The following is a 23,801-nucleotide window of genomic DNA, read 5'->3' as shown; positions in this document are numbered from 1 at the left end:
TCACTGCCAGCCCGGTCGGTAACAGGTATAATCAGCGGCTATTTATTCTGGCTGGCAAGGAATCATGACGACCCTCACCCCGTTGCAGGCGCGCATCGTGCGCGATGTCATCAGTTACGTCAGGCGCGAGCAACTCGCGGTGGGCCATCATCTGGTCGAGTCGGCGCTGGCGCAGGCGCTCAGCACGTCGCGCACGCCGGTAAAACAGGCGATGCAATACCTGATGGACAAAGGCATGGTGACCTATGACCGCAATCGCGGTTTTTTTCTGGCGCAGCACGCTTCGCAACTGGGCAATCTGGTCGCCGAAGTGCTGGAGCAGGCGGAAGACCCGCTCTATCGCCAGTTGGCGGAACGCCGCATCACCCGCCAGTTGCCGGAACAATTTTCAGAAATGGAGCTGATGCTCGAATTCGGCGTTACCCGCCCGGTGCTGCGCAAAGTCTTGCTGCGCTGTCAGCAGGAAGGCTGGCTGGAACACATGGCCGGTCAGGGCTGGCGCACGCTGCCGCTGATCGATTCGGTAGAAGCCTATGAAGAAAGCTACGCGCTGCGCGCCATTATCGAACCGGCCGGGCTGCTGTCGGCAACGTTTCATATTGACCCGCAGGTGCTGGCACGCTGCCGGAAACAGCAGGAACACCTGGCCGAAGACGGTTACCTGACCATGACGGCAATGGAGATGTTTGATACCAGTTCCGGGTTCCACGACACGCTGGCCGTCTGCTCCGGCAATCGCTTTCTGCTGCAAACCGTCCGCCATCTGGCCCGGCTGCGGCGGCTGGTGGAGTACCGCAAGGAGAGATTTCGCCCGCAGCGGAAACATCAGGCGGAAGAGCATCTGCAAATCATTCGCTACCTGGAGTTGGGCGATCGGCTGAGCGCCGCTGATTTCATGCGCACGCATCTGGAAAAAGCGCGCCGCCAGGCGGTCAACCCGGCGCTATTTATGGCGCTTTAGCTATGGCGCTTTAGCTTATGGTTATGGTTATGGCGCGTTAGCGACGAAACCGTTCAGGCGCAGACCGTGCAACCGCGACCATTGTCTTTGGCCTGATACAGCGCGGTATCCGCGGCTTTCAGCCAGACCTGATAATCCTCCATGCCGGCATGAAACTGCACCAGCCCGACGCTGATCCCCACCCGCAGCGCCGGCGCCTGATGCAGTTGTATGCTTTCCAGATACTCGCGTAGCCGCTGGACGATACGTTCTGCTTCAACGGCCGGCGTTTGTGGCAACACCATGCCGAATTCGTCGCCGCCAAAACGACCGGTGATGTCGGACTGCCGCAACGTTGATTTGATGCCGCCGCTTAGCAAGAGAATCACATCATCCCCCACGTGATGCCCGAAGCTGTCGTTGATGCGCTTGAAATGATCGATATCCAGCAACGCCAGCGTCGCTACCTGCTGGTGGCGCAGGCACAGCTCAAACTCATGTTTCAGCAACTGCTCCCAATAATGCCGGTTGTACAACCGGGTCATACCGTCGTGGATACTGATTTCCCGCAGTTGACGCTTGTGATCCGCCAGCTTGATCGCGGTGCGATAGGTGACCAACCCCACCGAGATGGGATAGATAAATAGCATCGGCAGACAGAAATAGATCTGCTCGGGCGTAGTGGCAAACGCAATCGATCGGTGAGTCAGCCAGATAACGGCCAGCGCCCCGACCAATTGCGCCACCAGCCCTTGCACAAACAACCGCAGGCCGCCGCCGGCGATATTGTTCATGCCCATCATCGACACGATCAGCACCGACGGCAGTGAATTCAGCCCCATCATGCCAATCCAGACGCCGCCCAGCCAGGCATCAAACCGCAGATTACCATACTCGAACCGCATCGGATCGCCGGCGCGCCGCGTCAGCCACAGCGCCAGGTGCGGCCAAAGAAAACCGTTGAAAAACAATGCTCCCCACACCCACACAGGTTGTGTCTGGCCATACAGCACGGCGGAAACACAAAAAAATCCCAACCCCAGACCAATAATACGGGGGGTATAAACGCGTCTGGCAAACGCCAGGCCGGAGCGACGACGATCGCCGTCAGCTGGCGCAGCAACGAGTGTTGAATACATGCCACTCTCCTTCTTATATCCGTCACGCGTCAAGCCACCAGTCTGGCTGCGTTATTCGGTCCATTTCATAGTCCTCGCCCTCATCTTTATGACGGAGAGCACGCTGTCATTATTCCAAATTCCAGCTCAAATCACTTCAGTAACATACAGATTTTATTAACAACCTATCCCACAGACGTAACTGGCGCAGCGGATAAACCGGAGCGTACGGAATAAGTGCGGCGTTCGGGCTCTGCCGGGGGGAGAGGAAGAGAACACGAGAAGGGGAAAATGGCGAGATGAAAAACCTGCGTGGATAAGAGCACTGCGGCCAGCCCACAGGGGGAGGGCCGGCCGCGTTATGCATCAGGGATGACCCGACCCGTTCGCGGGCTGGTAATGGAAGCCGCCCGGCCCGCCGCCGGGGCCGCCATGACCGCCGCCCGGGCCTCCCCACGGCGGAGGGAAAATGCAACCGCTTAGGGTGGCGATCAATGCCAGTAAACCGACCATTTTGACTACGTTTCTCATGATTCACCTCAGTTTCGACTGGGTGCATCATAAGAAACCGGCCAGGAAGCGACAAGTCGCTCATTCCTAAAAAACCGCTTATTTACAGACGGTTATATTGATTACGAACCACTTTCGCAAAACGATCGCCTTCTTTACACGCCACCCGGGATCAGCAACTGACCAGCTTCAGTTCGCGCGTATCCAGATAGTCGCCGACGCTGGCGGTAGAAAGATTGAACGACAGCGCAAACAGCCAGGCGCTGCGAGGAATTTTCCAGATGGTGTCCGAACTGCCTTTCTGCAATCGATCGCTGCTCCCCCTCGCCCTTACAGCCTCAATCCTGATGCCGGCAGCGCCTCCCGTTTTTCGGGAGGCGCTGCGTCTTGGCCGGGTAACCCAGCGCCACAACGGGCTATTCCCGGTCTACCATGTTATACAGCACGTCGCGCCGATCCAGCATCTGACCGCCGTCGCGGGTCAACGGCACCCAGCCGATGGAGCCGTGACGGGTAGTCGGTGAACTGAAGAGCAGGTCGAACGGGATAGTGAAGTAGATCCCTTTGGTGAAACTGCCTTCGCCATATTCGCTGGCGCTGACATTGGTGACGGTGGCAAACGCGCCGGCCACGATGCCGCTGTCGAAACGGCGCGACAGATCCAGTGTGACGCCTTTATCGCCGGCCAGATAGCGCCCGACGCTGATTTTCGCCAGCCCGCCTTTGACGAACGGCAGCGACCAGTAGGTGGTCAGGTGACCGGTGGTCACGCTGTAATCTCTCAGGCGCTGCGGGTCGTCCCAGTCTCGCTGCTTGACGTAGTTAACATCCATCCCCACCGCCCAACTGCTGCCAAACGGCCGATACAGCACTTCGCCACCGACGCCGGCGTACATCATTTCCAGATAACCGCCGTAGACCTGGGTATACCAGTCGCGCGACAGATGATCGTAACGCGACAGTTGCAGGTTGGTCAGCAGCACGTCTGAAGAGGTCACATACTCACGAATATGGGTACGGACCCGCGGCAACGCCGCACCGTCCTGCGGGGGTGATTTGAAGTTGAACTGATCATAGTTGTTGAGCAGGTTGACGTTCACCGTGCCCCCCAGCCGCCAGTTATTCGTAATACGGTAATCGGCGCTGGCGTTGGCCGACAGCTGATACATATAGAACGATTCCGGGCCGCCGAACGACTGTTGCAGCGAGGGGTCGATGCCGTAGGAAAAACGCGGCGGCTCGGTATGCAGAACCTGACGACCACTCGGCTCCGGCAGCGGCTCGACATGATAGGGGTCCGGCTCGTCCAGCCCCAGTGGCGTACTGCCGGACTCCAGCTGACGGAACGCCGACGCATCCACACGGGTGCTGGTGGAGGTCAGCGGGCCGCTGCGGGTGACGATGTGATACTGCCCGACGCTGTCCGGCAAATGGTTCGCCAAAACCGTCGCCGCCCGCCGGCTGGCCTCGGCATCGCTGTTATATTTATACTGCTCCGCTACCACCGTCACCTGCTGGCCGTCGCTATAAATATCCGGTTGGGCAAAGCCAGCCTTCTCGTCCAGCTCCTGTGAAACGCGTTGCCAGTCGGTGCCGCCCTGCGCATTTTTCACCGGCATATAAACCGGCGGCTCGTCGTCCGGGTGCTGCGGTCGTAGCCGGTTGAAGTTGGTGCGCAACGTGAAGCCCCACATCAGGGTGTTGCCGCGCTCCCACGACAGCGAGGTGTCAAGCCAATCGGTAGCGCGGTACACCAGACCGACGTTAACCGGCGAGTCCTGCTTGATATGCTGCGATGCAGGACGAGTTTGATCCGCCGCCTCCAGGCTGTAGTCATTACTGTCGTACTCCAGCTTGATACGCAACGGATCCCACGGCGTCTGGTATTCCAGCCCGGCAAACAGCGCCGCCGGTCCGTGGAAAAAGTTCTTCGCCGCGAACTGACCGGTCTGCGTTGAGGCGGAACGGGTACAGAATCCCGACGCCAGCCGGCAGGCCGGATTAGTAATGTTGCCGCTCTGCGCCATATTGCCCCAGCCCATACCCAGCGTGAAATCGAACGGCCCCCAGCGCTTGCTGGCCACCAGATATTCGCTGTCGAACAGGCCAGTACCGGCGATATCGCGCAGCCCCAGCGACACCTGCGGCAACCAGAGGCTTTCCTGCCACAGACGCGCTTTGACGTCGAAGCTCTTATCCTTATAGGTCTGGTTGCCGCTGAAGCTGGGCGAGTTGCTGTAAGGCCGGGTGCGAATATCGGTATACCGCAGCGTCGCCTCCAGCCAGTCGAGCGGCTGCAGTGAAATGGCGTAGCGGCGATATTCCTCGTTATCGCGGTAGCTGGCGCTAAACTCGCCGGTATCCGCCATCCGCGCCGTCGGCATCTGCCATAGCCCGACGCCGCCAAAATCCATCTGCGACACGCCGGCGGGCTGGTAATAACCGCTGCGGTTCGCCGCATCCTGGTTATCCACCTCAGCCGCCCAGACCGGCGTCCCTAATGTGCTGCCAATCGCCAGCGACAGACAGCTCAGTTTAAAAGTTCTGTTGTTAGCCATTAGTGTGGGATCCGGTTGGCAAGATAGTCGGCGATCTGCTCATTCAGAGACGTAAAGCCCTCTGGCAGAATGGAAGGGTCAAAACCGATGAACAGCGTTTCTCCCGCCGCCGGTTCATTGTGCTGGCGGTTCCAGACAGCGAGCGGGACTTTGCGCCAGTGGCCGTTGCCCGCAATCAGATAACCGTCGCGGTTATCGCCGCCAGGCAGAAAACGCCGTCTACCGATGTACTGTTCGACAGACCAGCCTGACTGGAGGTCAATATCCTTGAACACGTTCGGGGTGCCGATATCAACGCCGGTGCTGATCAGCCCGAACAAGAAGAACTGATCCCGATAGGGTGACAGGTAGAGGGTATAGTTGCCCACCAGCGGGCGATTATCCCGCGGAGAAAGACGCACGATATCCGGGTCGATGCTGGCGCGGATTCGGCCGACGGTATTGACCTGCTTCAGCGCCTGCGCCATATACCAGGCGGCGATCGCCCAGTCGCCATCGCCCTCGGCCTGCCAGACCAGTTGCAACTGATAGAGTCTGGCCTGCAGCTTTTCTCCCTTTTCTCTGACCTTTTCCGTTACACGTTCGTTGGTGAGTAACGCAGTTTGCCAGTTGGCCTTGTCCGGAAAAGCCGTCTGGCCGTAGAACTGATCCAGACGGGTGCCGTCTTTCAGCACCACGGCGGGCAAGGTTTCGCCCGCATACTTTACCGTTAACTGCGCCGCCCCTGATGCTCCGGCCACCAGCAATAACAAGGCAGCCAATCGATTGAATGACAACATAAAATTACCTTATTGATTGTATGGCTTAAGAACGGTGAACTGCACCAGAGCCATGTTTGGCCCCATATACTGATAACTTTGGATAACCTGACCGGAGGTCGGGTCCAGCCAGTATTGGTTGGTATAGCGTTTGCCCAGCGCCGGTACGGTCACCTGTTCGTCGAAACGCACCGTCCGCCGGGGCGTATTCAATATCGTCAGGGTTTCCGGACCTTTATTTTCGAATTCCGACTGCAGGTCGTAGCCGCCGCGCAACACCTGCGACCAACTAACGATGGTGTGCCAGCGTTTCGGGGTGCCGGGTTTCAGCAAACCGAGACTGAGCGGGTCGGTATCCAGTTCAGTGACCTGCTCAATGTCTTCACCCAACCCCTGCGTTTTCACCAACCGGCCAAAGCGGGTCACCACCCTATTTTTATCCGCCGTCACCCATTTCAGTTGCTGGTTATCGGCAAACGCCAGCACCACAAAGACGCGCGGCGCTTTACCCACTTTCAGATACGCTGAAGCATAGGGAAGCTGCTCCACCTGCTGCGGCGTCATGCTGACATCTTGCCGTCCCCACAACGCCAGCCGAAAATCCCGGCCCAGTTGACTGATTTGCTGAGAACACCCTGTCAGTCCCAGCATGAAGAAAACGACCGCCAACATCCGTAACAAGGCTAAATCAAGGATTTTTTTCATTGTTCGGGTTCTCGCCTGAACATCCTGAAGCAGAAAAAAGGCCACCGGAGTGGCCTTGGTTATTAGCCCATCATTAACCGCGAGTTGTCGTCACGGTTGAGGTGCTGGTTGCGGTAGAGCTGTTCGTGCTGGTGGCAGTGGAAAGGACGCCTGCCATGACAGAACGACCAACCCCGCCGCCATAGCCATGACCCGCCCCCCGGCCATTCGCCGCACTAAACGCGGATGCACCAGCCACGGTACCGCCAGTTTTGAAAGTGGGCGGACCGTTGACAGCTGACGGTCCAGCCGCCAGTGCGCCCACAGGTACGGCCAGAGCCAGTACCAGGATCGCTAGCGTTTTCTTCATCATAACCATTTCCTTTTATTTCCTGTTTAAGGACATCAGGCAGGAAACAACCCGAAAGATCTCCCCTGCCCCACGACTGGCCGAATTAATCAGCCAGGTTGGATCTTCCTCACGGCCTGTGAAGCAATTATTTCAATTCATCCTTACATGAAATAATCACCAGCGTATGGGAAGGATCCGAACCAATACTCATATAAAGAATAAGAAAAACAAAATTGAACGATTAAGGAAATAAGACAAGTCGCAAGTTCGTTATATTTTCCCCATTAGTTACAATGAGATGAAATATTCTCGGAAAAGTCTTACACCCGTCATACTTCAAGTTGCAGGTGTGTTGGCTGCGCTCGCTCACCCGAATCACTTACCTGTGTAAGCTCATCGGGATTCACTCTCTTACCGCCTACCTGCAACTCGAATTATTTTGGGTATAGTTATTAGAGGGGAGATATTGAGAAAGAAAAACCGGATATTTCTACCCGGTTTCAGGATGTGAAAAATATGTCAGAATATTATTCCAACCATTCGGTGTGGAATACGCCTTCTTTATCAATACGCTTATAGGTATGCGCGCCGAAATAATCGCGCTGGGCCTGAATCAAATTGGCCGGTAATACCGCTGAACGGTAGCTGTCATAATAGGCAATCGCCGCCGAGAAGGTCGGGGTCGGAATACCCTGCTGCACCGCATAGGACACCACGTCACGCAGCGCCTGCTGGTATTCGTCGGCGATCTGGCGGAAATACGGCGCCAGCAGCAGATTGGCGATAGCGGCGTTCTCGGCGTAAGCGTCGGTGATCTTCTGCAGGAACTGAGCGCGGATGATGCAACCGGCACGGAAAATCCTGGCGATTTCGCCGTAGTTCAGGCTCCAGTTGTTTTCGTCAGACGCCGCTTTCAGCTGGGAGAAACCCTGCGCATAGGAGACGATTTTGCCCAGATACAGCGCGCGACGCACTTTTTCGACGAATTCGGCTTTGTCGCCGCTGAATGCCTGAGCAACCGGACCGCTCAGCACTTTAGAGGCCGCCACACGCTGGTTCTTCAGCGAGGACAGGTAACGGGCAAACACCGATTCGGTAATCAGGGACAGCGGTTCGCCCAGATCCAGCGAGCTTTGGCTGGTCCACTTGCCGGTGCCTTTGTTGGCGGCTTCGTCCAGAATCACGTCGACCAGGTATTTACCTTCTTGGTCTTTCTTGGTGAAGATATCGGCCGTGATCTCGATCAGATAGCTACTCAGTTCGCCCTTGTTCCACCCGGAGAAGGTGCTCGCCAGTTCTTCGTTGGAAAGCCCCAGCGCCTGCTTCAGCAGCGCGTAGGCTTCGGCGATCAGCTGCATGTCGCCGTACTCAATGCCGTTGTGCACCATTTTCACATAGTGGCCGGCGCCGTCAGCGCCAATATAGGTCACGCAAGGCTCGCCTTCGGCGCGAGCGGCAATCTGCTCCAGAATCGGCGCCACCAGCTCATAAGCTTCTTTCTGACCGCCCGGCATAATGGACGGACCTTTCAGCGCGCCTTCTTCACCGCCGGACACGCCGGTACCGATGAAGTTGAACCCTTCGGCAGACAGTTCACGGTTACGACGAATAGTATCTTTATAGAACGTGTTGCCGCCGTCGATCAGGATGTCGCCCTTTTCCAGATACGGTTTCAGGGACTCGATAGTTTTATCCGTCGCTTCGCCCGCTTTAACCATCAACAGGATACGGCGCGGTTTTTCCAGAGATTCAACAAACTCTTCAACGGTGTAGCACGGCACCAGTTTTTTTCCTGGGTTCTCTGCAATCACCTCATCCGTTTTGTCTGCGGAACGGTTAAAGACGGAAACGGTATAGCCACGGCTTTCAATGTTCAGCGCCAGATTGCGCCCCATTACCGCCATACCGACAACGCCAATTTGCTGTTTGGACATTAAAACAACTCCTGTCTGAAGGTAACCTGCCTGCGGCTGATTGCGCCCCAGGCAACAAAAAGCAGGCTGACATGGTAACCCAGCTAACGCCGGGTGGGTAGTTATTGGTGCAACAGGCAGGGAGTCCACGCCCATGGCGCGGTGCATGGGCGTAGCTCGTCACTCTGTTGTACGTCAGACAGGGTCGTACGTATCAGACAGGGTCGTACGTAGTGACAGGCTTCAGCAGGCGATATCGGCCAGAATCTGTTGGCAACGTTGCCGATAAAGATGGTTCTTCAGCACATGTTCACGCGACGATACGGTGATCTTTTCCCGAATGGTCGGCTGTTGCTGATAAAAGCGAATTTTGTCATTCAGTTCGTCGACACAGCGCCAGGTTTCGATATTCACGCCGGGGGTGAAATACTCCCCGATTTCATCCACCCAGTCGGTCAACAGAAAACCGCCGGCCGCCGGGACTTCAAACAACCGCAGATTCATGGCGGTGCCGACCCCATTCCAGGTGTGGACATTGAGGTTGATATGGCTCAGGTTGAACACTCGATTGGTTTTTTTACCGAACACTTCCGGCATCGGGATGACCCGGTCGTTCGATTGAGTCTGTTTTTTCCAGCCTGGACCGAAAGCATGCACCGGTTCGGCAACCTGGTTAAGCACATTACGTCGATATTCGACAAAGGTGCCGACAAAGCTCAGCGAATAACGCGGCGTCGCCTTCTTCAGAGGATAAAACAGCGTCGGGTTGACGGCCGAAGGTAAATGCCGGGCCTTGATACCGTGCCGCGCATAATTAGCCACCGACCCGCGATCGTTGGTAAAGAAAATATCAAACGGCGCAGATGCAATCACCGAACGATCAAAATCCAGCGGGTCGTCAATCCAGTAACCGCAGGTCAATATCCCCATATTGGAAATCGCTTTGACCGTCTCGGCAAACATATTGACCGGCTTTATCGCGAAAACCATATCCGGGCGCAGCATGGCGCACTGTTTCAGCAAGCGCTCATTAAAATAGAGCCGGCACTGCTCGGAAAACAGCTTGCTGCGCATGAACTTAGGCGTCAACGCCTGCATTAGCGGCCGGCAGTCGCTGTCTGCCAGATGAACCTCATACCCCAGAGAAACGAACGCTTCGGCCAGATCGCGTCCGTTTTTGGTCGTCCCATACCCTGTCGGGCAGACCATCAGAATCTTATTTATCTTTTTCATTGCAATGCTATGTGTGTGTAAGAAAGTCAGCAATCGCTGGCAAAAAATAACCTTTTTCGGATTAACCGAATAAAAACAAAAACAATATAATAAATTATCTTGTAATTAATGATTCAACTAACGATTTGGAATTTAGCCAGAAAAAACCCGATAACACCAGCGTATTATCGGGTGTGGTCCGCTTATTAATTATTTGTTCAGCAGCGCCTTGATTTTGGTTTTGAAAGCGCTGCCCAGTTCCGGATTGCGCAGGCCGTAGGACACGAATGCCTGCACGTAGCCCATCTTACGGCCGCAGTTGAAGCTACGCCCCGCCATCTGAACGGCATCAACCTGCTGGGTTTTGATCAGCTCAGCGATAGCGTCGGTCAGTTGGATACGACCCCACGCGCCCGCCAGGGTGTTTTCCAGAATCGGCCAGGCTTCGGCAGTCAGAACATAACGCCCGACCGCGGACAGGTCCGAACCTTCCACCGGCGCCAGTTCCGGTTTCTCGATCATGGAGGTGATCGCCGACGCGTCGCCCGCCTGATTCAACGCTTTCTCGCATTCCACGATGGAATATTCCGGCAGCACCTCGTACGGACGGTGTTTTACCAGCACCTGGCTGTGTCCGGTTTCTTTAAAACGGGAGATCAGCAGCGCCAGATTGTCTTTCGACTGATCGGCGGAAGCGTCATCCATCACCACATCCGGCAGCACCACCACAAACGGCGAGTTGCCGACGATCGGATGGGCGCAGGACACGGCGTGCCCCAGGCCCAGCGTCTGCCCCTGACGCACGTTCATGATGGTCACGCCCGGCGGGCAAATGGACTGAACTTCCGCCAGCAACTGACGCTTGGCGCGCTCTTCCAGCATCGACTCCAGCTCGAAAGAGGTATCAAAATGGTTTTCAATGGCGTTTTTAGAGGCGTGCGTCACCAGCACGATCTCTTTAATCCCCGCATTGACGCACTCGTTGACAATCTTTTCGATCACCGGCCGGTCAACCAACGGAAGCATCTCTTTTGGAATCGCTTTGGTAACCGGTAACAAGTTCATCCCTAAACCGGCAACGGGGATAATCGCTTTTAATGCTGTCATTTCGTGTTCTCTCAAAAACATGCTGCTGTTTGCCGCGACGACAAAGACCGCGTCACATTAATTTTTCTGGCGCCAGAATACACCTAATCGGCGCCGAAGAGATCGCGGGTATATACTTTTTCCATTACATCAGACAATTCCGGCGCCATTCGGTTCGACAGAATCACGTCGGACATCTGTTTAAATTCATCCAGATTATGAATCACGCGGGAGCGGAAGAACTCCGACTCTTTCAGCGCCGGCTCATACACCACCACATCGATCCCTTTGGCTTTGATACGCTTCATTACCCCCTGAATCGCGGAGGCGCGGAAGTTGTCGGACCCGGTTTTCATCACCAGCCGGTAGATACCGACGATTTTCGGATTACGTTTGAGCACGGAATCGGCGACGAAATCCTTACGGGTGGTGTTGGCGTCGACAATCGCCCGAATCAGGTTGTTCGGCACCGATTCGTAGTTAGCCAGCAGTTGCTTGGTATCCTTCGGCAGGCAGTAGCCGCCATAGCCGAACGACGGGTTGTTGTAGTGCTGGCCGATACGCGGGTCCAGCCCAACGCCTTCGATGATCTGTTTGCTGTCCAGCCCCAGGGTCTGGGCGTAGGTATCCAGCTCGTTAAAGTAGGCCACGCGCATCGCCAGATAGGTATTGGCGAACAGTTTGATCGCTTCGGCTTCGGTTAAACCGGTAAACAGCACCGGGATATTGGTTTTGATGGCCCCTTCCACCAGCAGTCGGGCAAAACGCTCGGCGCGCTCGGAACGCTCACCCACCACGATACGGGACGGGTACAGATTGTCGTACAGCGCGCGGCCTTCACGCAGGAACTCCGGCGAGAAAATGATATTTTCCGTGCCGAACTGCTCGCGGACCTGCGCGGTATATCCCACCGGGATGGTGGATTTGATGATCATCACCGCGTGCGGATTCACTTCCAGCACCTTGCCGATCACCGCTTCCACCGAGCGGGTGTTGAAGTAATTGGTTTTCGGATCGTAATCCGTCGGGGTGGCGATAATAACGAACTCCGCATCCTGATAGGCGGATTCGGCGTCCAGCGTGGCGCGAAAATTCAGCGCCGGGTTACGCAGATAGGCTTCGATTTCCTTATCCACGATGGGGGAGATGCCTTTGTTGAGCATGTCCACTTTTTCGGCGACGATATCCACCGCGACCACTTCATTATGCTGCGCCAGCAGCATGGCGTTGGACAAGCCAACATAACCGGTACCCGCAATTGCAATTTTCATCATCTGTCCACATTCATCCTACGGGGTAACACACTGTACCCGTCACAGAACAATAGCAAAGCCGCAGAGACGTCCGCTGCGTAATGCCGTCTATCCCCGTCATACTTCAACGTTGCAGGTGCGTTGGCTTTCCTGCAACTCGAATTATTTTGGGTATAAATTTCTCTTTATTTCGCTCAGGCCTGATAGAAATCCCGGTACCAGTCCACGAAGGCCTGTACCCCTTTTTCCACCCCTACCTGCGGTCGATAGCCTGTCACAGCGAACAGGTCGCTGGTATCGGCATAGGTCTGATAAACGTCGCCGGCCTGCATCGGCATGAAGTTTTTTACTGCTTCCCGCCCCAGCGCCGACTCCAGCGCGGTCACGAAATCCATCAGCCGCACCGGGCTGCCGTGACCGATATTGTAGAGCTGGTACGGCGCGGAACTGGTGGCCGGCGAGCCGCCTTCCACCGTCCAGCCGGCGTCGCGCCCCGGAATCTGATCCACCATGCGCAGCATGCCTTCCACAATGTCGGTGACATAGGTGAAATCACGCCACATATCACCCTGATTGTAGATATCGATCGGTTCGCCAGCCAGAATCCGGCGGGTGAACTTGAACAGCGCCATGTCCGGACGCCCCCACGGTCCATACACCGTGAAAAAGCGCAAACCGGTGGTCGGCAGGTCATACAGATGCGAATAGGAGTGCGCCATCAGTTCATTGGATTTCTTGGTCGCGGCGTACAGCGAGATCGGGTGATCGGTCGAATCGGCGGTGGCGAACGGCGTTTTGCTGTTCAGCCCGTACACCGAGCTGGAAGAGGCGTAAATCAGGTGACCGACGCCGTTATGACGGCAGCCTTCCAGCACATTCAGATGCCCGATCAGATTGCTTTGTGCATACACCATCGGGTTTTCCAGCGAATAACGCACCCCGGCCTGCGCGGCGAGGTGGATAACGCGCTCGAATTTTTCCGCCGCGAACAACGCCGCCATCGCCTGGCTATCCGCAATATCTATCCGCTCGAAATGGAAACCGGGCAGCGCGCGCAGTTTCGCCAGACGCGCTTCCTTGAGCGATACCTCGTAATAGCTGTTGAGGTTGTCGATCCCCACCACCGTATGGCCGGCGGCGCAGAGTGACTGACAGGCATAGAAGCCGATAAAGCCGGCCGCGCCGGTAACAAGGAACTTCATACAATGACTCATTCAATGTGATACGAATAGGTGCCATGATAACACTCATCTGTAGGGTTAGGCACCCGAATGGATTGGAATGGGCCTGCATTCAATCCCGATAATTGTTCTGGCTATCACTTTGCATTCAGGCTTTTTGCCGTTGTCGTTTCCCTCCTTAAAATCAGATACGCCACGTCATCAGTCTCATTTAGATATTCATAATGACATCGGGAAAACAATTATTTCACTCCATCAACCTCAACAAGAATAATAAGGATTAGAAATTTTGGATATATTTAAAAACACCATGCCATCGATCTCAGGCACTTCGATAATAACTACCTTAAAACGTATCTTTAAAAAGAAAGATTTTATCAAGTTAACGCTTTTGCCATATAATTAAATTAAACACCCACTTCTTCTTCACTACGATATTTAAAACCACTTGGTATTGAATATATCAACAAAAAAGACACGCCCCCGGTTGAGGATATAATCACAGGGTTAAAAAATCCTCCGGACAACCACAACGCCACCAGGACAACATAAGAAATTGACAAATTTAATGACAATCCTTTCATCTGAGAAAACAAGATTATGAGCACAATCAGAATTATTGACGAAGCCCCAACAATTCCCATTTGCATATAAAGAGCCGGAATCTGAAGCTCATATGAATACAACGACAAATGACTCCTTATAAGATCTGGAATATAATAACCGATTCCGTTCCCTAGAAGGGGGTACTCTATAAAATGCTTGACAATTCCATTATACTGAAGAGTTCTCGTCAGGTCTGACTCAGTAACCCCTTTAGATAAAAATCTAAATTCAATCAAATCTTGTACAGAAGGAAGCGACAGTAAAAAAACAGCCAAAGAAACCATTCCGCAAATAATTAAAAAACTTTTGTATTTCTTATAGTTAGATATCAAAGCCAAGAGAAGACAAAGAAACCCTGCCGCCCATAAAAACCTGGACATACTAATAATTAGAGAAGAAAAAAGAATAAAAATCACACCCCACTCTTTCCATAAAGTCTTTTTAATTAGTACCTCACGTAACGATAAATACAAAACAGTCGGAATCAAATAATCAGACATGAAATTTATTCGACTAACAACAACATCATCTGATTCCATTGTCATTAAAGACGTATTAAAAAAAGCCGAAATCCCTTGTACTACAAATGACGCCCCTCTCCCAGTGAGAACTGCATAAAGAAGAATCAATATCTTAGCTACCCCAAGTAAAACTAAACATCTTACGATTGTTTTAACTATAACCTCATATCTTTTCTCCGGCGCAACTAAAGCATACCCCAACGTCACCATGAGAAAGAACACCAGCAAATCTTTGGTTTGATCAAGAGATACTAAAGTATATCTACCATTAAATTCAGTGATCAAACTAAAAATTAATATTAATACCACTGGAGGTAATAACCCTATCACAATTTTTACAATACCTTTTCCTTTCCCCAATAAGGTCGTGCCTAACAATAAAAAAAGAAATAAGAATTTGACATTCACTCCCCAAACACTCCCCGTTGGCAATAAAACACATATTGAAAGGAAGAATTTTAATATTAATACCTGTGCATTACGCTGAGAGAGATCTGTCATTTTCATCTTGCCCTTTTATCTTCATTGCTTAGTGAATTTTCATAAAAGAAAAAACCCAAGGAGAAATCGAATCAATTAATAAATTTAGACCCACATTATTAGAAACCACAAAATAAAAAAGCAAAATTTATATAAACTATAAAGGTTCAGATTACAGTATAATTTTCACCATCAAATATCACACTAATTGTTTTTTTCCCTTTCCCAACCTCAGATCCATTAGTTATATTTACACCATATTGCAACTCAATAACCGAATCTGAACGCAGAATATAGGTAGAGTTTATTCTTCCACCAATGATCTTTTTTAATGTGGTAACATTTTTTAAATAGACAATTCCTGGCAAGGCATTGCGAAGGTCAACGATCCCCATTGAGCAGTCAACACCCCCGCCCCACATGTCACCTTTATCAACCTCAGATAATGAAATTGTATTTGTATCTATATAGATATTATCTTTAAAAGAAGACATCTCAGAAGTATCTATCCATTTACCGGATGAGTCTTTGCTAGAATTTGAAAGCAAAAGCGTATTGATTTTCCCTAATATTTTCAAAAATGGTTTTTTTCTTTTGTTAGCCCAAAAGTGACAATCAGAAATACGGAAAAAGCCTGAAATACCATCAGTTGATTTTATAATGATGCACGGAACATCGGTTTCTTTACCAGTTAAACAGAAACTGGCACCAACGATAGAAACATCCTGCACACTATCAAACTCTAAGAACGCGCCTTCTGAGATACCCTTTCTATAAAATAAACCACCAACGATATGGATACTTAAAGCTCTATCAATATCAATAAGGCTTCCATATCCATTCATATGGCACCCAACAATCTCTAACTGTGGAGGGTAATATTTAGCATTATTTTTAAAACGTATACCACACTTAACCCCGACCATATCACAATTAAAAAACTTAAACCCTTCAGCACCCGGAACTGTGTTTGATTCTATATGAAATGCAGTATTCATATCATTAAATTGTAGATCATTAATAACCCATGAAACCGACGCGCTGTTTTTTGTTTGAACATAAACTCCAATTTGCTCACTCATTCTTTCAGGTAAGTTTAGCCCATCAAATTGTGGACCAACCAAGACAACATCACGAACATCCGTTAGATGGAGGGCATATTTCCATTCGTTCTTTCCTTTTCTAAACCTTAATCTACCATTACATTCGAACGAACTACTCGCATATACTCCATCATGGTTTAATGAAGTAAATCGAATGCAAGAAGCATGATCAGATCTTGGCCCTGAGTATATAAACTCGCCATTACCAAATATACGAAAAGCCGCATTCTCAGAACCAACAATACTAAACATATCTTCATCTGAATGCATAGTCATAATTGCATTCGAAGACGTATATATGGATATTTTACAACCTATCCTTATTTCCACGCGCTTATTAAATGAATAATTCCCATTGGGAACTAATAGATTCCCTCCCCCACGTTTATTTATGAATAATAATGCCTGATAAAAAGCTGAACTTGCATCTTCCATTGTGCCGAATTGGAGTATATTTACTGTATCGTGCAATGTATTATTAGAGCGATAAAGAGATGCAATATCTATATGATCTACATGTTGAGTTTTAAGTTCATCGGCCTGGGATTCTAATACTGTTACCCCAGCTAAAGTCCCCCCTACCGCATATAATATTTTCTTTGCCAGCTCTCTTCTTTCCATTCTGATTCTCCTAAAAACATTTATAAAAAATAGGGCTAAGCTCCCAGAATAGAAAATGTCACTCTAGCAAAAACTCATTTTAAGAATTTATATGGTGTTTTTTTTTGAAAAAGTCAAACCATCATGAATAGCTTTAGTCATTACAGAAAAATACGATAACTTCCTTTGTGAAGCAATTAATATTATCTGATGTATAATATTAAAAATATTCTCTCTTACTCTTAGAAAAAAAAGGCACATGAGGCATATCAGAAAACAAAAAAGCATTTCTTATTCTATAGTATCTTCTAATAGGAGAATGAACGGGAATATTAAACACTAAAAACTTAACCATTTTATCGCCAATCGCATGCGACATTTTCGCTGACGTCGCCACATATACCTTATATCCTTTTGATATTGCTCTTAAACACCATTCAGTATCGACATAATCAATAAATAAATCCTCATTCATGAGTCCAACATCATCCAGTACTGATACAGGTAATAACGAGCCGGATGAAATTATCAGAGAAACTTCAAAAGGTTTACTAAAACCCTCTGGACTAATCTTTTTTCTAAAGCCCAACTTACTTACTTTAATAACTTTATAGAAAAAACCATATCTCGAATCTGTAAATACAGGACCGATTGCTGCTAGTTTCCCCTGTCCTACTTCACTGCAGACAAGATTATAGTCACACATAATTTCATTCACGAATGAATTATTTATCTTACTATCCTGATCAAAGAATAAGATCCCCTCCCCTCCCTTTTCTTTCACATATAATATTCCTATATTCTGTGCTTTCGCGATCCCTACATTATTATCAAGACGAAGAACTTTGCATAAATTCGATAATGTAGCGAATTCATCTTCATTTAAAGAACCATTGTCAACAACAATCGGAGTTACTTCTTGATTTTTCAGTTCAGTAATAAGATCGATAACATTATCAATCTTTGGATAGTACGTAACAATAACAGAAAAAATAGATGATTTATCAGTTAACATTTACCCTCCTAAAAAAACAGGAATCATATTAAATTCACTCTAACACAAAAAACGAAATTAAATTATAAGAAATATATTATATAACCTTCATCTTTGAATAAAGATAAACCATCCTTAATACTTTCAATGGATTCCCATCCAAAAAAAAACCATTGGACGAAATGTTTTAATTTTAAATTTCCGTTGATTGTTAATATTATCATATTTAATATCCTTCTTTCTTTATAACCATATATTTTTTTATTTCTTTGGGCCATGTCATTTAAGGCATCTACAAAAGAATAGCTCCTTGACACTCGACTTTCACTTTGCACATGGTCATGATGCATGATGTATTTTGATTCAGGAAAACGGATAAATGGTCCAAATGCATGAGATAACCTCAGCCATGTATCCCAATCTTGTAATCTTTTAACAGATACATCAAATCCACCTATCTCCCGCAGTTTTTCAGTTCTGGTAAAAACTTGATTAGATGCTTCATTAGCAAATAGCAAGTCAGAATAATGAAATTCTTTTTCTTTTTTTAACCTATAATTTAGTGTCATACTATCCTGATACTTATTTTCAAAGTTTGCGCAAATAAAAGAATATTTATCATCCCATTTATCTATAAAAAAAGAGAGCCGATCAGGGGTAAATTCATCATCATCATCAAGACCAGTAATAAATTCACCTGTGGCATTAAATATTCCAATATTTCTTGTTGCACAGGCACCTTTATTTTCATCATTTCTGAAATATTTAATCCGTGCATCTTCAAAAATCAAACTATCGACAAATTTTTCTGTTCCATCCGTAGATGCATCGTCACAAATGAGAATCTCAATGTTAGAATAATCTTGTTTTTGAACGGACATTACCGCTCTTTTCAGCTTATCCAATCGGTTGCAAGTAGTGATATATATACTGACTTTTGGATTATTCTCTATCATCGTATAGCCCTTACATCAACTTATATATTCATTCAGCTTATAAAAATAAAGCCCAACAAACTTCATCCACATCCATCATATACTTCAACACTTTGGATGCCGCCCTTTAACGTAATATCGAAATAGAATCCATGCATATTTAAATTCCATAAGAATGGAGTACTTCACGATCCTTTTGAACAACCAGAAACGCCCAATATATTCAGGATAATGCCTTGCAGTTATTGCAAAGTCATATAATCTCTCTACAACCCTAAATTGCGAAATATTTTCTTTCTGTATTCTCGACAGGGAGTGATAGATTAGAGAAACACACTTCGCCAATAATAAATAAGAGTCAGATTTGATTATTCCTCTCAATCTCAAAAAAAAAGAAGTATCTACCCCATACAAAGAAAAACGCTCATCAAATACATCAGGGTAATGTGATAGCATGGCAAAAACCAATTTCTTACTGATCGTTAGCCCTGAAGAAATGGACATAAGAGAAGATAAATCAACCCATCCGTCATGCTCTACTACGACACCATTTTGAGTTGGATAATAAAAATTCCCATCATCAACACTTAATATCCTGGGGATAATAATGTCAGCATCTGTTTTATAGATATTAAGAATAAAATCCTCATCCAGACGAGAGTCATCATCAAGAATAATAAAATAATCAGAATCTAGATTACTATTGATAAACTCATTATAAAGTTTACTTAAAGGAGCATTCTCAAGACGGGACTCAAGCATTACGTCTTTAAATGAAGAAGTTAAAACTTGAAATACCTCTCCTTCGGCCTTTATCTCCCGAGGACCATTATTCAAAATTTTTAGCGAGACAGCAGAAGAAGACTTACATTGCAATAGTGAATTTAGTGTTTTTGACTCATTTAGCTCTTTATTATATAAAACAACAAGAATTGATATTTTCTTATTATAATATATCTTCCTTTTATTCATACCCACCTCATTTCATTTTCAAATAAAATTTAAATAAACTTGAAATCTCCTTATTTATAACAAACACAGAGAAAATATATAGGATGCCCCCCAAAAAACTAATGATGATTAACTTTATAAAACTATCAACAACATAAAAATAAGGCACATTCAAAAGGATTAATTTAATAAAAGCAACCATCAACAACGTGGAAATAATCAGTTTGTATATTTTTTTGAAAAAATCAGAAAGTCTCCCCCCCATCATGTGCATAACACTCCACATCACAGGGATAAAATTAAGTACATTGGCGATAAAATAGAATTTGGCAAAATTCACGATGCCAAAATTAACCCCCACAACAAAAGCAGAAACCTGAAGAATCATCCCCAAAATGCCTAACTTCATAAGCACATCAGTTCTGCCCTTCGCCATGAAAACGGTTCCAGACGTACTTAATACCGCCTGTATAATTCCTGTCGGTGCAAGCCAGGTTAGAATTGAAGCCGTTAAATGCCATTTTTCCCCGAAAACAAGTTCGACAAATGGCACACTCAAAACAGCCAGGCCAGCCATTAAGGGTAAAGCGATTAATAAAATAAGCTGTAATGTCTTATAATAAGACTCCTTTAGCCTATGATTATCTTCTTGATACTCACTAAATATAGGGAACAGTGCTCGCGAGGCTACAAATGTCATATTCTGAACAGGAAATAACATAATCCTGTACGCCAAAGAATAGGCCCCTAATACTGCGGATGATAAATAGTGACCAATGATCATGCTGTCGGCATTACGGGAAAAATAGTTGATGAAATTAAACAGCGTTAAATTCCCACTAAAACCCAGCAAACTTTTTATTTCCTGCCAGTCAAATAATTTATTCGTTTTGGGTCGCCAGTTTGATTTCAACCACAACTGTATTGTCGACATCAACGCCATAATAATCGCCTGCATAACCAGGCTATATACGCCCCAGTTCATATAAGCGAGGATAATCGCTATCGTCACTGCTGTCGCTGATGAGGATATTTCGATAAACGCGATCTCCCTAAACCGCGACCGCTTTTCCAACAGCGCCAAATGAGCGGAGGAGGTGCTGGCCAGTGGAAAGCTGATTGACAACAGACATAAAACGAAAATTAGCCTGGACTCATGGAATAAATATGAAATAACTGGTGAAGAAATGATAATTATCACGGCAATAGCCATGCCCATTGCCACATTAAGCCAGAAAATGGCGTTGATTGTTTTTTCTTCGAGGTCTTGTCTCTGAATAATCGCTGCCGACGTTCCCAAATCTCTAACCAAAGCCGCAAAGTTCGTTACCACTATTGCCATAGCCATCAATCCATATTCTCCCGGAGGAATAAGTCTGGCCAAAACGACAATATTCAACAACTGAACTGCAACTTTAAATCCCTGGGAAAGTGCAACCCATTTAGTGTTAGATAATAGCCCCATAGCACCTCAACATTGAGATAAGTAGGGCCAACAGGCCCTATCTTTTATACCCTTCATACTTCAAGTTGCAGCTGTGTTGGCTGCCCCCATTCACCCCAGTCACTTACTGATGTAAGCTCCCAGGGATTAAATGAGAGACATCCTGTCTCTCACCGGAGGCCAGCCGTTGGCTGGTCAAATTAATTCGTTCCCAACGAATTTGTCACTCGTTTGCCGCGTTACAAGGCTCATGATGAGCCTTGCCCTAACGGGCCAACGCGTTGCGTTATTCAACACTAACGTGTTGTCCTGCAACTCGAATTATTTTAGGTTATAGTTTTATCAATATATCCGCGAGAGCACTTTGCCAGTCCGATGACTCAATACCTAGTGCCTTTATTTTCTTGCAATTTAAACTCGAATACGCAGGTCTTTTCGCTGGAGTAGGATATTGAACCGTTGTAATAGCATGCACCACAGGAGCCTTTTCCAGTTTTTTCAGCTCAACGGCTTTTGCAAAGATAGCTTCGGAAAACTCATTCCAGGCTACTTCTTTATCGCCACAGAAATGGTAGATGCCGCCTGCACCTGCGGCATTCTGCGTCAGCAAATCAATAATGGCTTGAGCAATATCACCGGCATAGGTCGGACAGCCACGCTGATCTGCTACAACACTCAGCATTTCACGCTCCTTCCCTAACCGCAGCATGGTTCTCACAAAATTATTACCATACTCACTAAATACCCACGCAGTACGAATGATAATAGACTCCGGCATCACGGCCATCACCGCACGTTCACCATCCAGTTTGGTCTGGCCGTATACGCCCAACGGATTGGTCGGATCGGTCTCGACATATGGAACGGTCGCCTTGCCGTCAAATACGTAGTCTGTCGAGACATGCACCAACCGGGCACCAACCAATTTAGCCGCCAGCGCCAGATTTTCCGGGCCAGCTTTATTCACCAGAACGGCCTGTTCCGGTTCGCTTTCTGCTTTGTCCACCGCCGTGTAGGCTGCCGCATTGACGATAACATCCGGCGGATACGCTGCTATCGCCGTTAGCACCTGTTCCCGATTAGTAATATCCAGTTCGTCCGAATCTGTCGTCCATACTTCCCAACCCTCAGGCAGCCGATCCTGAAAGCAGCGGCCCAACTGACCGTTAGCGCCGGTTAACAAGACTTTCATGCCCATAACTCCTTAAAGGCTTTGCCCTTCTTATCCTTTTCCGACAACAGCGGGGAGGCTATCGGCCAGTCGATAGCGATATCCGCATCGTTCCATAACAGGCAACCTTCGTGAGCCGGGTTGTAGTAATCGGTGCACTTGTATTCGAAATCCGCCAGTTCGGAGAGCACCACAAAGCCGTGCGCCAGACCGGGCGGGATCCAGAACTGGGTCTTGTTCTCTTCCGACAGCACAACGCCTTCCCAGAGGCCGTAGCTCGGGGAATCCGGGCGAATATCCACCACGACGTCAAACACCTCGCCGCGCACCACGCGCACCAGTTTCCCTTGCGGATTGAGCGTTTGAAAATGCAGCCCGCGCAACACCCCTTTAGCCGAGCGGGAATGGTTGTCCTGCACAAAGTCCAGGTCGATATCCAACATTTCCTGATAACGATTTTTCTCGAACGTTTCCAGAAAAAAGCCTCTGGCATCGCCGAAGACCTTGGGTTGGATGATTTTGACGCCCTGAATGGCGGTATCATGAACTTGCATATCACATCCCTGCCAGTAGCTGGACCAGATACTGGCCGTAGTGGGTTTTTCCAAGGTAGCGGGCTTCATCCGCCACCTGTTCACGGGTCAGCCAGCCTTTGCGGAAGGCGATTTCCTCCAGACAGGCGACCTTGAAGCCCTGACGCTTCTCAATGGTGCTGATGAACTGGGAAGCCTCCAGCAGGCTGTCGTGGGTGCCGGTGTCCAGCCAGGCAAAGCCGCGCCCCAGCACTTCCACATTCAGGTTGCCCTGCTGCAGATACATCTCATTGAGCGTGGTGATTTCCAGTTCGCCGCGCGCCGAGGGTTTAACCTGCTTGGCCATTTCCACCACGTGACGGTCGTAGAAATACAGCCCGGTCACCGCCCAGTTGGATTTCGGTTTACTGGGCTTTTCCTCCAGTGAAATCGCCTGATTGTTGTCGTCGAACTCCACCACGCCAAAACGCTCGGGGTCCATCACCTGATAACCGAAAACGGTGGCGCCTTCGGTGCGGGCGGCCACGTTCTCCAGCTTCTTACCGAAGCTCTGGCCGAAGAAGATGTTGTCGCCCAGCACCAGCGCGCACTGATCGCCGCTGATAAAGGTTTCGCCGATCAGAAACGCCTGCGCCAGACCGTCCGGCGAAGGCTGCTCGGCGTAAAAGAGATTCACGCCAAAGCGGCTACCGTTGCCCAACAGCCGACGATAGGCGGGCAGATCATCCGGGGTCGAGATAATCAGAATGTCCCGGATCCCGGCCAGCATCAGTACCGAAATCGGATAATAGATCATCGGTTTGTCGTAAATAGGCAACAGCTGCTTCGATACCCCGCGGGTAATCGGATAGAGTCGCGTTCCTGAACCGCCTGCCAGTACAATGCCTTTCATTGAACT

At 48.9% G+C, this 23,801-nt stretch carries 21 protein-coding genes; 1 reads left to right on the top strand and 20 read right to left on the bottom strand.

Annotated elements, in window-relative coordinates:
* Window positions 1-64 precede the first annotated feature (64 nt).
* Window positions 65-961, top strand: a complete 897-nt coding sequence (locus tag DDA898_RS06730; RefSeq protein ID WP_038910639.1) for a GntR family transcriptional regulator — start codon at window positions 65-67, stop codon at window positions 959-961.
* A gap of 53 nt (window positions 962-1,014) precedes the next feature.
* Here the strand turns inward: DDA898_RS06730 and DDA898_RS06725 are convergent, their stop codons facing one another.
* The 20 genes from DDA898_RS06725 to rfbA all read right to left on the bottom strand — a co-directional run bounded on the left by DDA898_RS06725 (window position 1,015) and on the right by rfbA (window position 23,795).
* Entirely contained in the window at window positions 1,015-2,079 is a 1,065-nt protein-coding gene (locus tag DDA898_RS06725; protein WP_038910638.1) for a diguanylate cyclase, read from the bottom strand.
* Between the two features lie 345 nt (window positions 2,080-2,424).
* Window positions 2,425-2,589 (bottom strand): hypothetical protein, encoded by a 165-nt coding sequence (locus DDA898_RS23430; protein WP_167401379.1) that lies wholly within the window; start codon window positions 2,587-2,589, stop codon window positions 2,425-2,427.
* A 151-nt stretch (window positions 2,590-2,740) separates the two neighbouring features.
* A complete protein-coding gene (locus tag DDA898_RS23785; protein WP_269077941.1) occupies window positions 2,741-2,875 on the bottom strand; it encodes a hypothetical protein in 135 nt (44 codons plus the stop codon).
* Window positions 2,876-2,984: 109 nt separating this feature from the next.
* Window positions 2,985-5,126: a YjbH domain-containing protein gene (locus DDA898_RS06720; protein WP_038910636.1), complete on the bottom strand. Its 2,142-nt coding sequence runs from the start codon at window positions 5,124-5,126 to the stop codon at window positions 2,985-2,987.
* A complete protein-coding gene (locus DDA898_RS06715) occupies window positions 5,126-5,905 on the bottom strand; it encodes a capsule biosynthesis GfcC D2 domain-containing protein (RefSeq protein WP_013317091.1) in 780 nt (259 codons plus the stop codon). Before DDA898_RS06715 ends, DDA898_RS06720 begins: the two co-directional genes overlap by 1 nt.
* A 9-nt stretch (window positions 5,906-5,914) precedes the next feature.
* Window positions 5,915-6,589: a YjbF family lipoprotein gene (locus DDA898_RS06710; RefSeq protein WP_038910635.1), complete on the bottom strand. Its 675-nt coding sequence runs from the start codon at window positions 6,587-6,589 to the stop codon at window positions 5,915-5,917.
* A gap of 858 nt (window positions 6,590-7,447) precedes the next feature.
* Window positions 7,448-8,854 carry an NADP-dependent phosphogluconate dehydrogenase gene (gene gnd, locus DDA898_RS06700; RefSeq protein WP_038910633.1) on the bottom strand — a complete coding sequence of 469 codons (1,407 nt, stop codon included), beginning with the start codon at window positions 8,852-8,854 and terminating at the stop codon, window positions 7,448-7,450.
* Between the two features lie 222 nt (window positions 8,855-9,076).
* Window positions 9,077-10,066 carry a CgeB family protein gene (locus DDA898_RS06695; protein WP_081639222.1) on the bottom strand — a complete coding sequence of 330 codons (990 nt, stop codon included), beginning with the start codon at window positions 10,064-10,066 and terminating at the stop codon, window positions 9,077-9,079.
* Window positions 10,067-10,255: 189 nt separating this feature from the next.
* Window positions 10,256-11,152, bottom strand: a complete 897-nt coding sequence (locus tag DDA898_RS06690; RefSeq protein WP_038902577.1) for a sugar phosphate nucleotidyltransferase — start codon at window positions 11,150-11,152, stop codon at window positions 10,256-10,258.
* 83 nt (window positions 11,153-11,235) lie between these two features.
* Window positions 11,236-12,402, bottom strand: coding sequence for a nucleotide sugar dehydrogenase (locus DDA898_RS06685; protein WP_013317085.1), 1,167 nt, complete (start codon window positions 12,400-12,402; stop codon window positions 11,236-11,238).
* Window positions 12,403-12,578: 176 nt separating this feature from the next.
* Window positions 12,579-13,586: an NAD-dependent epimerase gene (locus DDA898_RS06680; RefSeq protein WP_038910630.1), complete on the bottom strand. Its 1,008-nt coding sequence runs from the start codon at window positions 13,584-13,586 to the stop codon at window positions 12,579-12,581.
* Between the two features lie 386 nt (window positions 13,587-13,972).
* The gene (locus DDA898_RS06675; protein ID WP_038910629.1) at window positions 13,973-15,199 is read right to left on the bottom strand and encodes an O-antigen ligase family protein; all 1,227 of its coding nucleotides are present in this window, start codon (window positions 15,197-15,199) and stop codon (window positions 13,973-13,975) included.
* 140 nt (window positions 15,200-15,339) lie between these two features.
* Window positions 15,340-16,896, bottom strand: a complete 1,557-nt coding sequence (locus DDA898_RS23080) for a hypothetical protein (protein ID WP_152490671.1) — start codon at window positions 16,894-16,896, stop codon at window positions 15,340-15,342.
* Between the two features lie 199 nt (window positions 16,897-17,095).
* Window positions 17,096-17,890, bottom strand: a complete 795-nt coding sequence (locus DDA898_RS06665; RefSeq protein ID WP_050570214.1) for a glycosyltransferase family 2 protein — start codon at window positions 17,888-17,890, stop codon at window positions 17,096-17,098.
* A 62-nt stretch (window positions 17,891-17,952) separates the two neighbouring features.
* Window positions 17,953-18,825 (bottom strand): glycosyltransferase, encoded by an 873-nt coding sequence (locus DDA898_RS06660; protein ID WP_038910626.1) that lies wholly within the window; start codon window positions 18,823-18,825, stop codon window positions 17,953-17,955.
* An 84-nt stretch (window positions 18,826-18,909) separates the two neighbouring features.
* Entirely contained in the window at window positions 18,910-19,776 is an 867-nt protein-coding gene (locus DDA898_RS06655; RefSeq protein WP_050570213.1) for a glycosyltransferase family 2 protein, read from the bottom strand.
* Between the two features lie 7 nt (window positions 19,777-19,783).
* Window positions 19,784-21,220 (bottom strand): MOP flippase family protein, encoded by a 1,437-nt coding sequence (locus DDA898_RS06650; protein ID WP_038900688.1) that lies wholly within the window; start codon window positions 21,218-21,220, stop codon window positions 19,784-19,786.
* Window positions 21,221-21,530: 310 nt separating this feature from the next.
* Entirely contained in the window at window positions 21,531-22,391 is an 861-nt protein-coding gene (gene rfbD, locus DDA898_RS06645) for a dTDP-4-dehydrorhamnose reductase (RefSeq protein WP_038910625.1), read from the bottom strand.
* Window positions 22,388-22,924, bottom strand: coding sequence for a dTDP-4-dehydrorhamnose 3,5-epimerase (gene rfbC / locus DDA898_RS06640; protein WP_038910624.1), 537 nt, complete (start codon window positions 22,922-22,924; stop codon window positions 22,388-22,390). Before rfbC ends, rfbD begins: the two co-directional genes overlap by 4 nt.
* 1 nt (window position 22,925) lies before the next feature.
* On the bottom strand, window positions 22,926-23,795 hold the full coding sequence (gene rfbA, locus DDA898_RS06635) for a glucose-1-phosphate thymidylyltransferase RfbA (protein WP_038900685.1): 870 nt from the start codon (window positions 23,793-23,795) through the stop codon (window positions 22,926-22,928).
* Window positions 23,796-23,801: the final 6 nt, after the last annotated feature.

Origin of the sequence: Dickeya dadantii NCPPB 898 (assembly GCF_000406145.1) — a bacterium.
Taxonomy (GTDB): Bacteria; Pseudomonadota; Gammaproteobacteria; order Enterobacterales; family Enterobacteriaceae; genus Dickeya; species Dickeya dadantii.
Note: the sequence above shows the minus strand (reverse complement) of the source record. Positions and strands in the feature narration are given on the sequence as shown.

Coding starts and splice junctions, on each gene's coding strand:
- DDA898_RS06730 (WP_038910639.1), top strand. CDS start 65: ATGACGACCCTCACCCCGTTGCAGGCGCGCATCGTGCGCGATGTCATC.
- DDA898_RS06725 (WP_038910638.1), bottom strand. CDS start 2,079: ATGTATTCAACACTCGTTGCTGCGCCAGCTGACGGCGATCGTCGTCGC.
- DDA898_RS23430 (WP_167401379.1), bottom strand. CDS start 2,589: ATGAGAAACGTAGTCAAAATGGTCGGTTTACTGGCATTGATCGCCACC.
- DDA898_RS06720 (WP_038910636.1), bottom strand. CDS start 5,126: ATGGCTAACAACAGAACTTTTAAACTGAGCTGTCTGTCGCTGGCGATT.
- DDA898_RS06715 (WP_013317091.1), bottom strand. CDS start 5,905: ATGTTGTCATTCAATCGATTGGCTGCCTTGTTATTGCTGGTGGCCGGA.
- DDA898_RS06710 (WP_038910635.1), bottom strand. CDS start 6,589: ATGAAAAAAATCCTTGATTTAGCCTTGTTACGGATGTTGGCGGTCGTT.
- gnd (WP_038910633.1), bottom strand. CDS start 8,854: ATGTCCAAACAGCAAATTGGCGTTGTCGGTATGGCGGTAATGGGGCGC.
- DDA898_RS06695 (WP_081639222.1), bottom strand. CDS start 10,066: ATGAAAAAGATAAATAAGATTCTGATGGTCTGCCCGACAGGGTATGGG.
- DDA898_RS06690 (WP_038902577.1), bottom strand. CDS start 11,152: ATGACAGCATTAAAAGCGATTATCCCCGTTGCCGGTTTAGGGATGAAC.
- DDA898_RS06685 (WP_013317085.1), bottom strand. CDS start 12,402: ATGAAAATTGCAATTGCGGGTACCGGTTATGTTGGCTTGTCCAACGCC.
- DDA898_RS06680 (WP_038910630.1), bottom strand. CDS start 13,586: ATGAAGTTCCTTGTTACCGGCGCGGCCGGCTTTATCGGCTTCTATGCC.
- DDA898_RS06675 (WP_038910629.1), bottom strand. CDS start 15,199: ATGAAAATGACAGATCTCTCTCAGCGTAATGCACAGGTATTAATATTA.
- DDA898_RS23080 (WP_152490671.1), bottom strand. CDS start 16,896: ATGGAAAGAAGAGAGCTGGCAAAGAAAATATTATATGCGGTAGGGGGG.
- DDA898_RS06665 (WP_050570214.1), bottom strand. CDS start 17,890: ATGTTAACTGATAAATCATCTATTTTTTCTGTTATTGTTACGTACTAT.
- DDA898_RS06660 (WP_038910626.1), bottom strand. CDS start 18,825: ATGATAGAGAATAATCCAAAAGTCAGTATATATATCACTACTTGCAAC.
- DDA898_RS06655 (WP_050570213.1), bottom strand. CDS start 19,776: ATGAATAAAAGGAAGATATATTATAATAAGAAAATATCAATTCTTGTT.
- DDA898_RS06650 (WP_038900688.1), bottom strand. CDS start 21,220: ATGGGGCTATTATCTAACACTAAATGGGTTGCACTTTCCCAGGGATTT.
- rfbD (WP_038910625.1), bottom strand. CDS start 22,391: ATGAAAGTCTTGTTAACCGGCGCTAACGGTCAGTTGGGCCGCTGCTTT.
- rfbC (WP_038910624.1), bottom strand. CDS start 22,924: ATGCAAGTTCATGATACCGCCATTCAGGGCGTCAAAATCATCCAACCC.
- rfbA (WP_038900685.1), bottom strand. CDS start 23,795: ATGAAAGGCATTGTACTGGCAGGCGGTTCAGGAACGCGACTCTATCCG.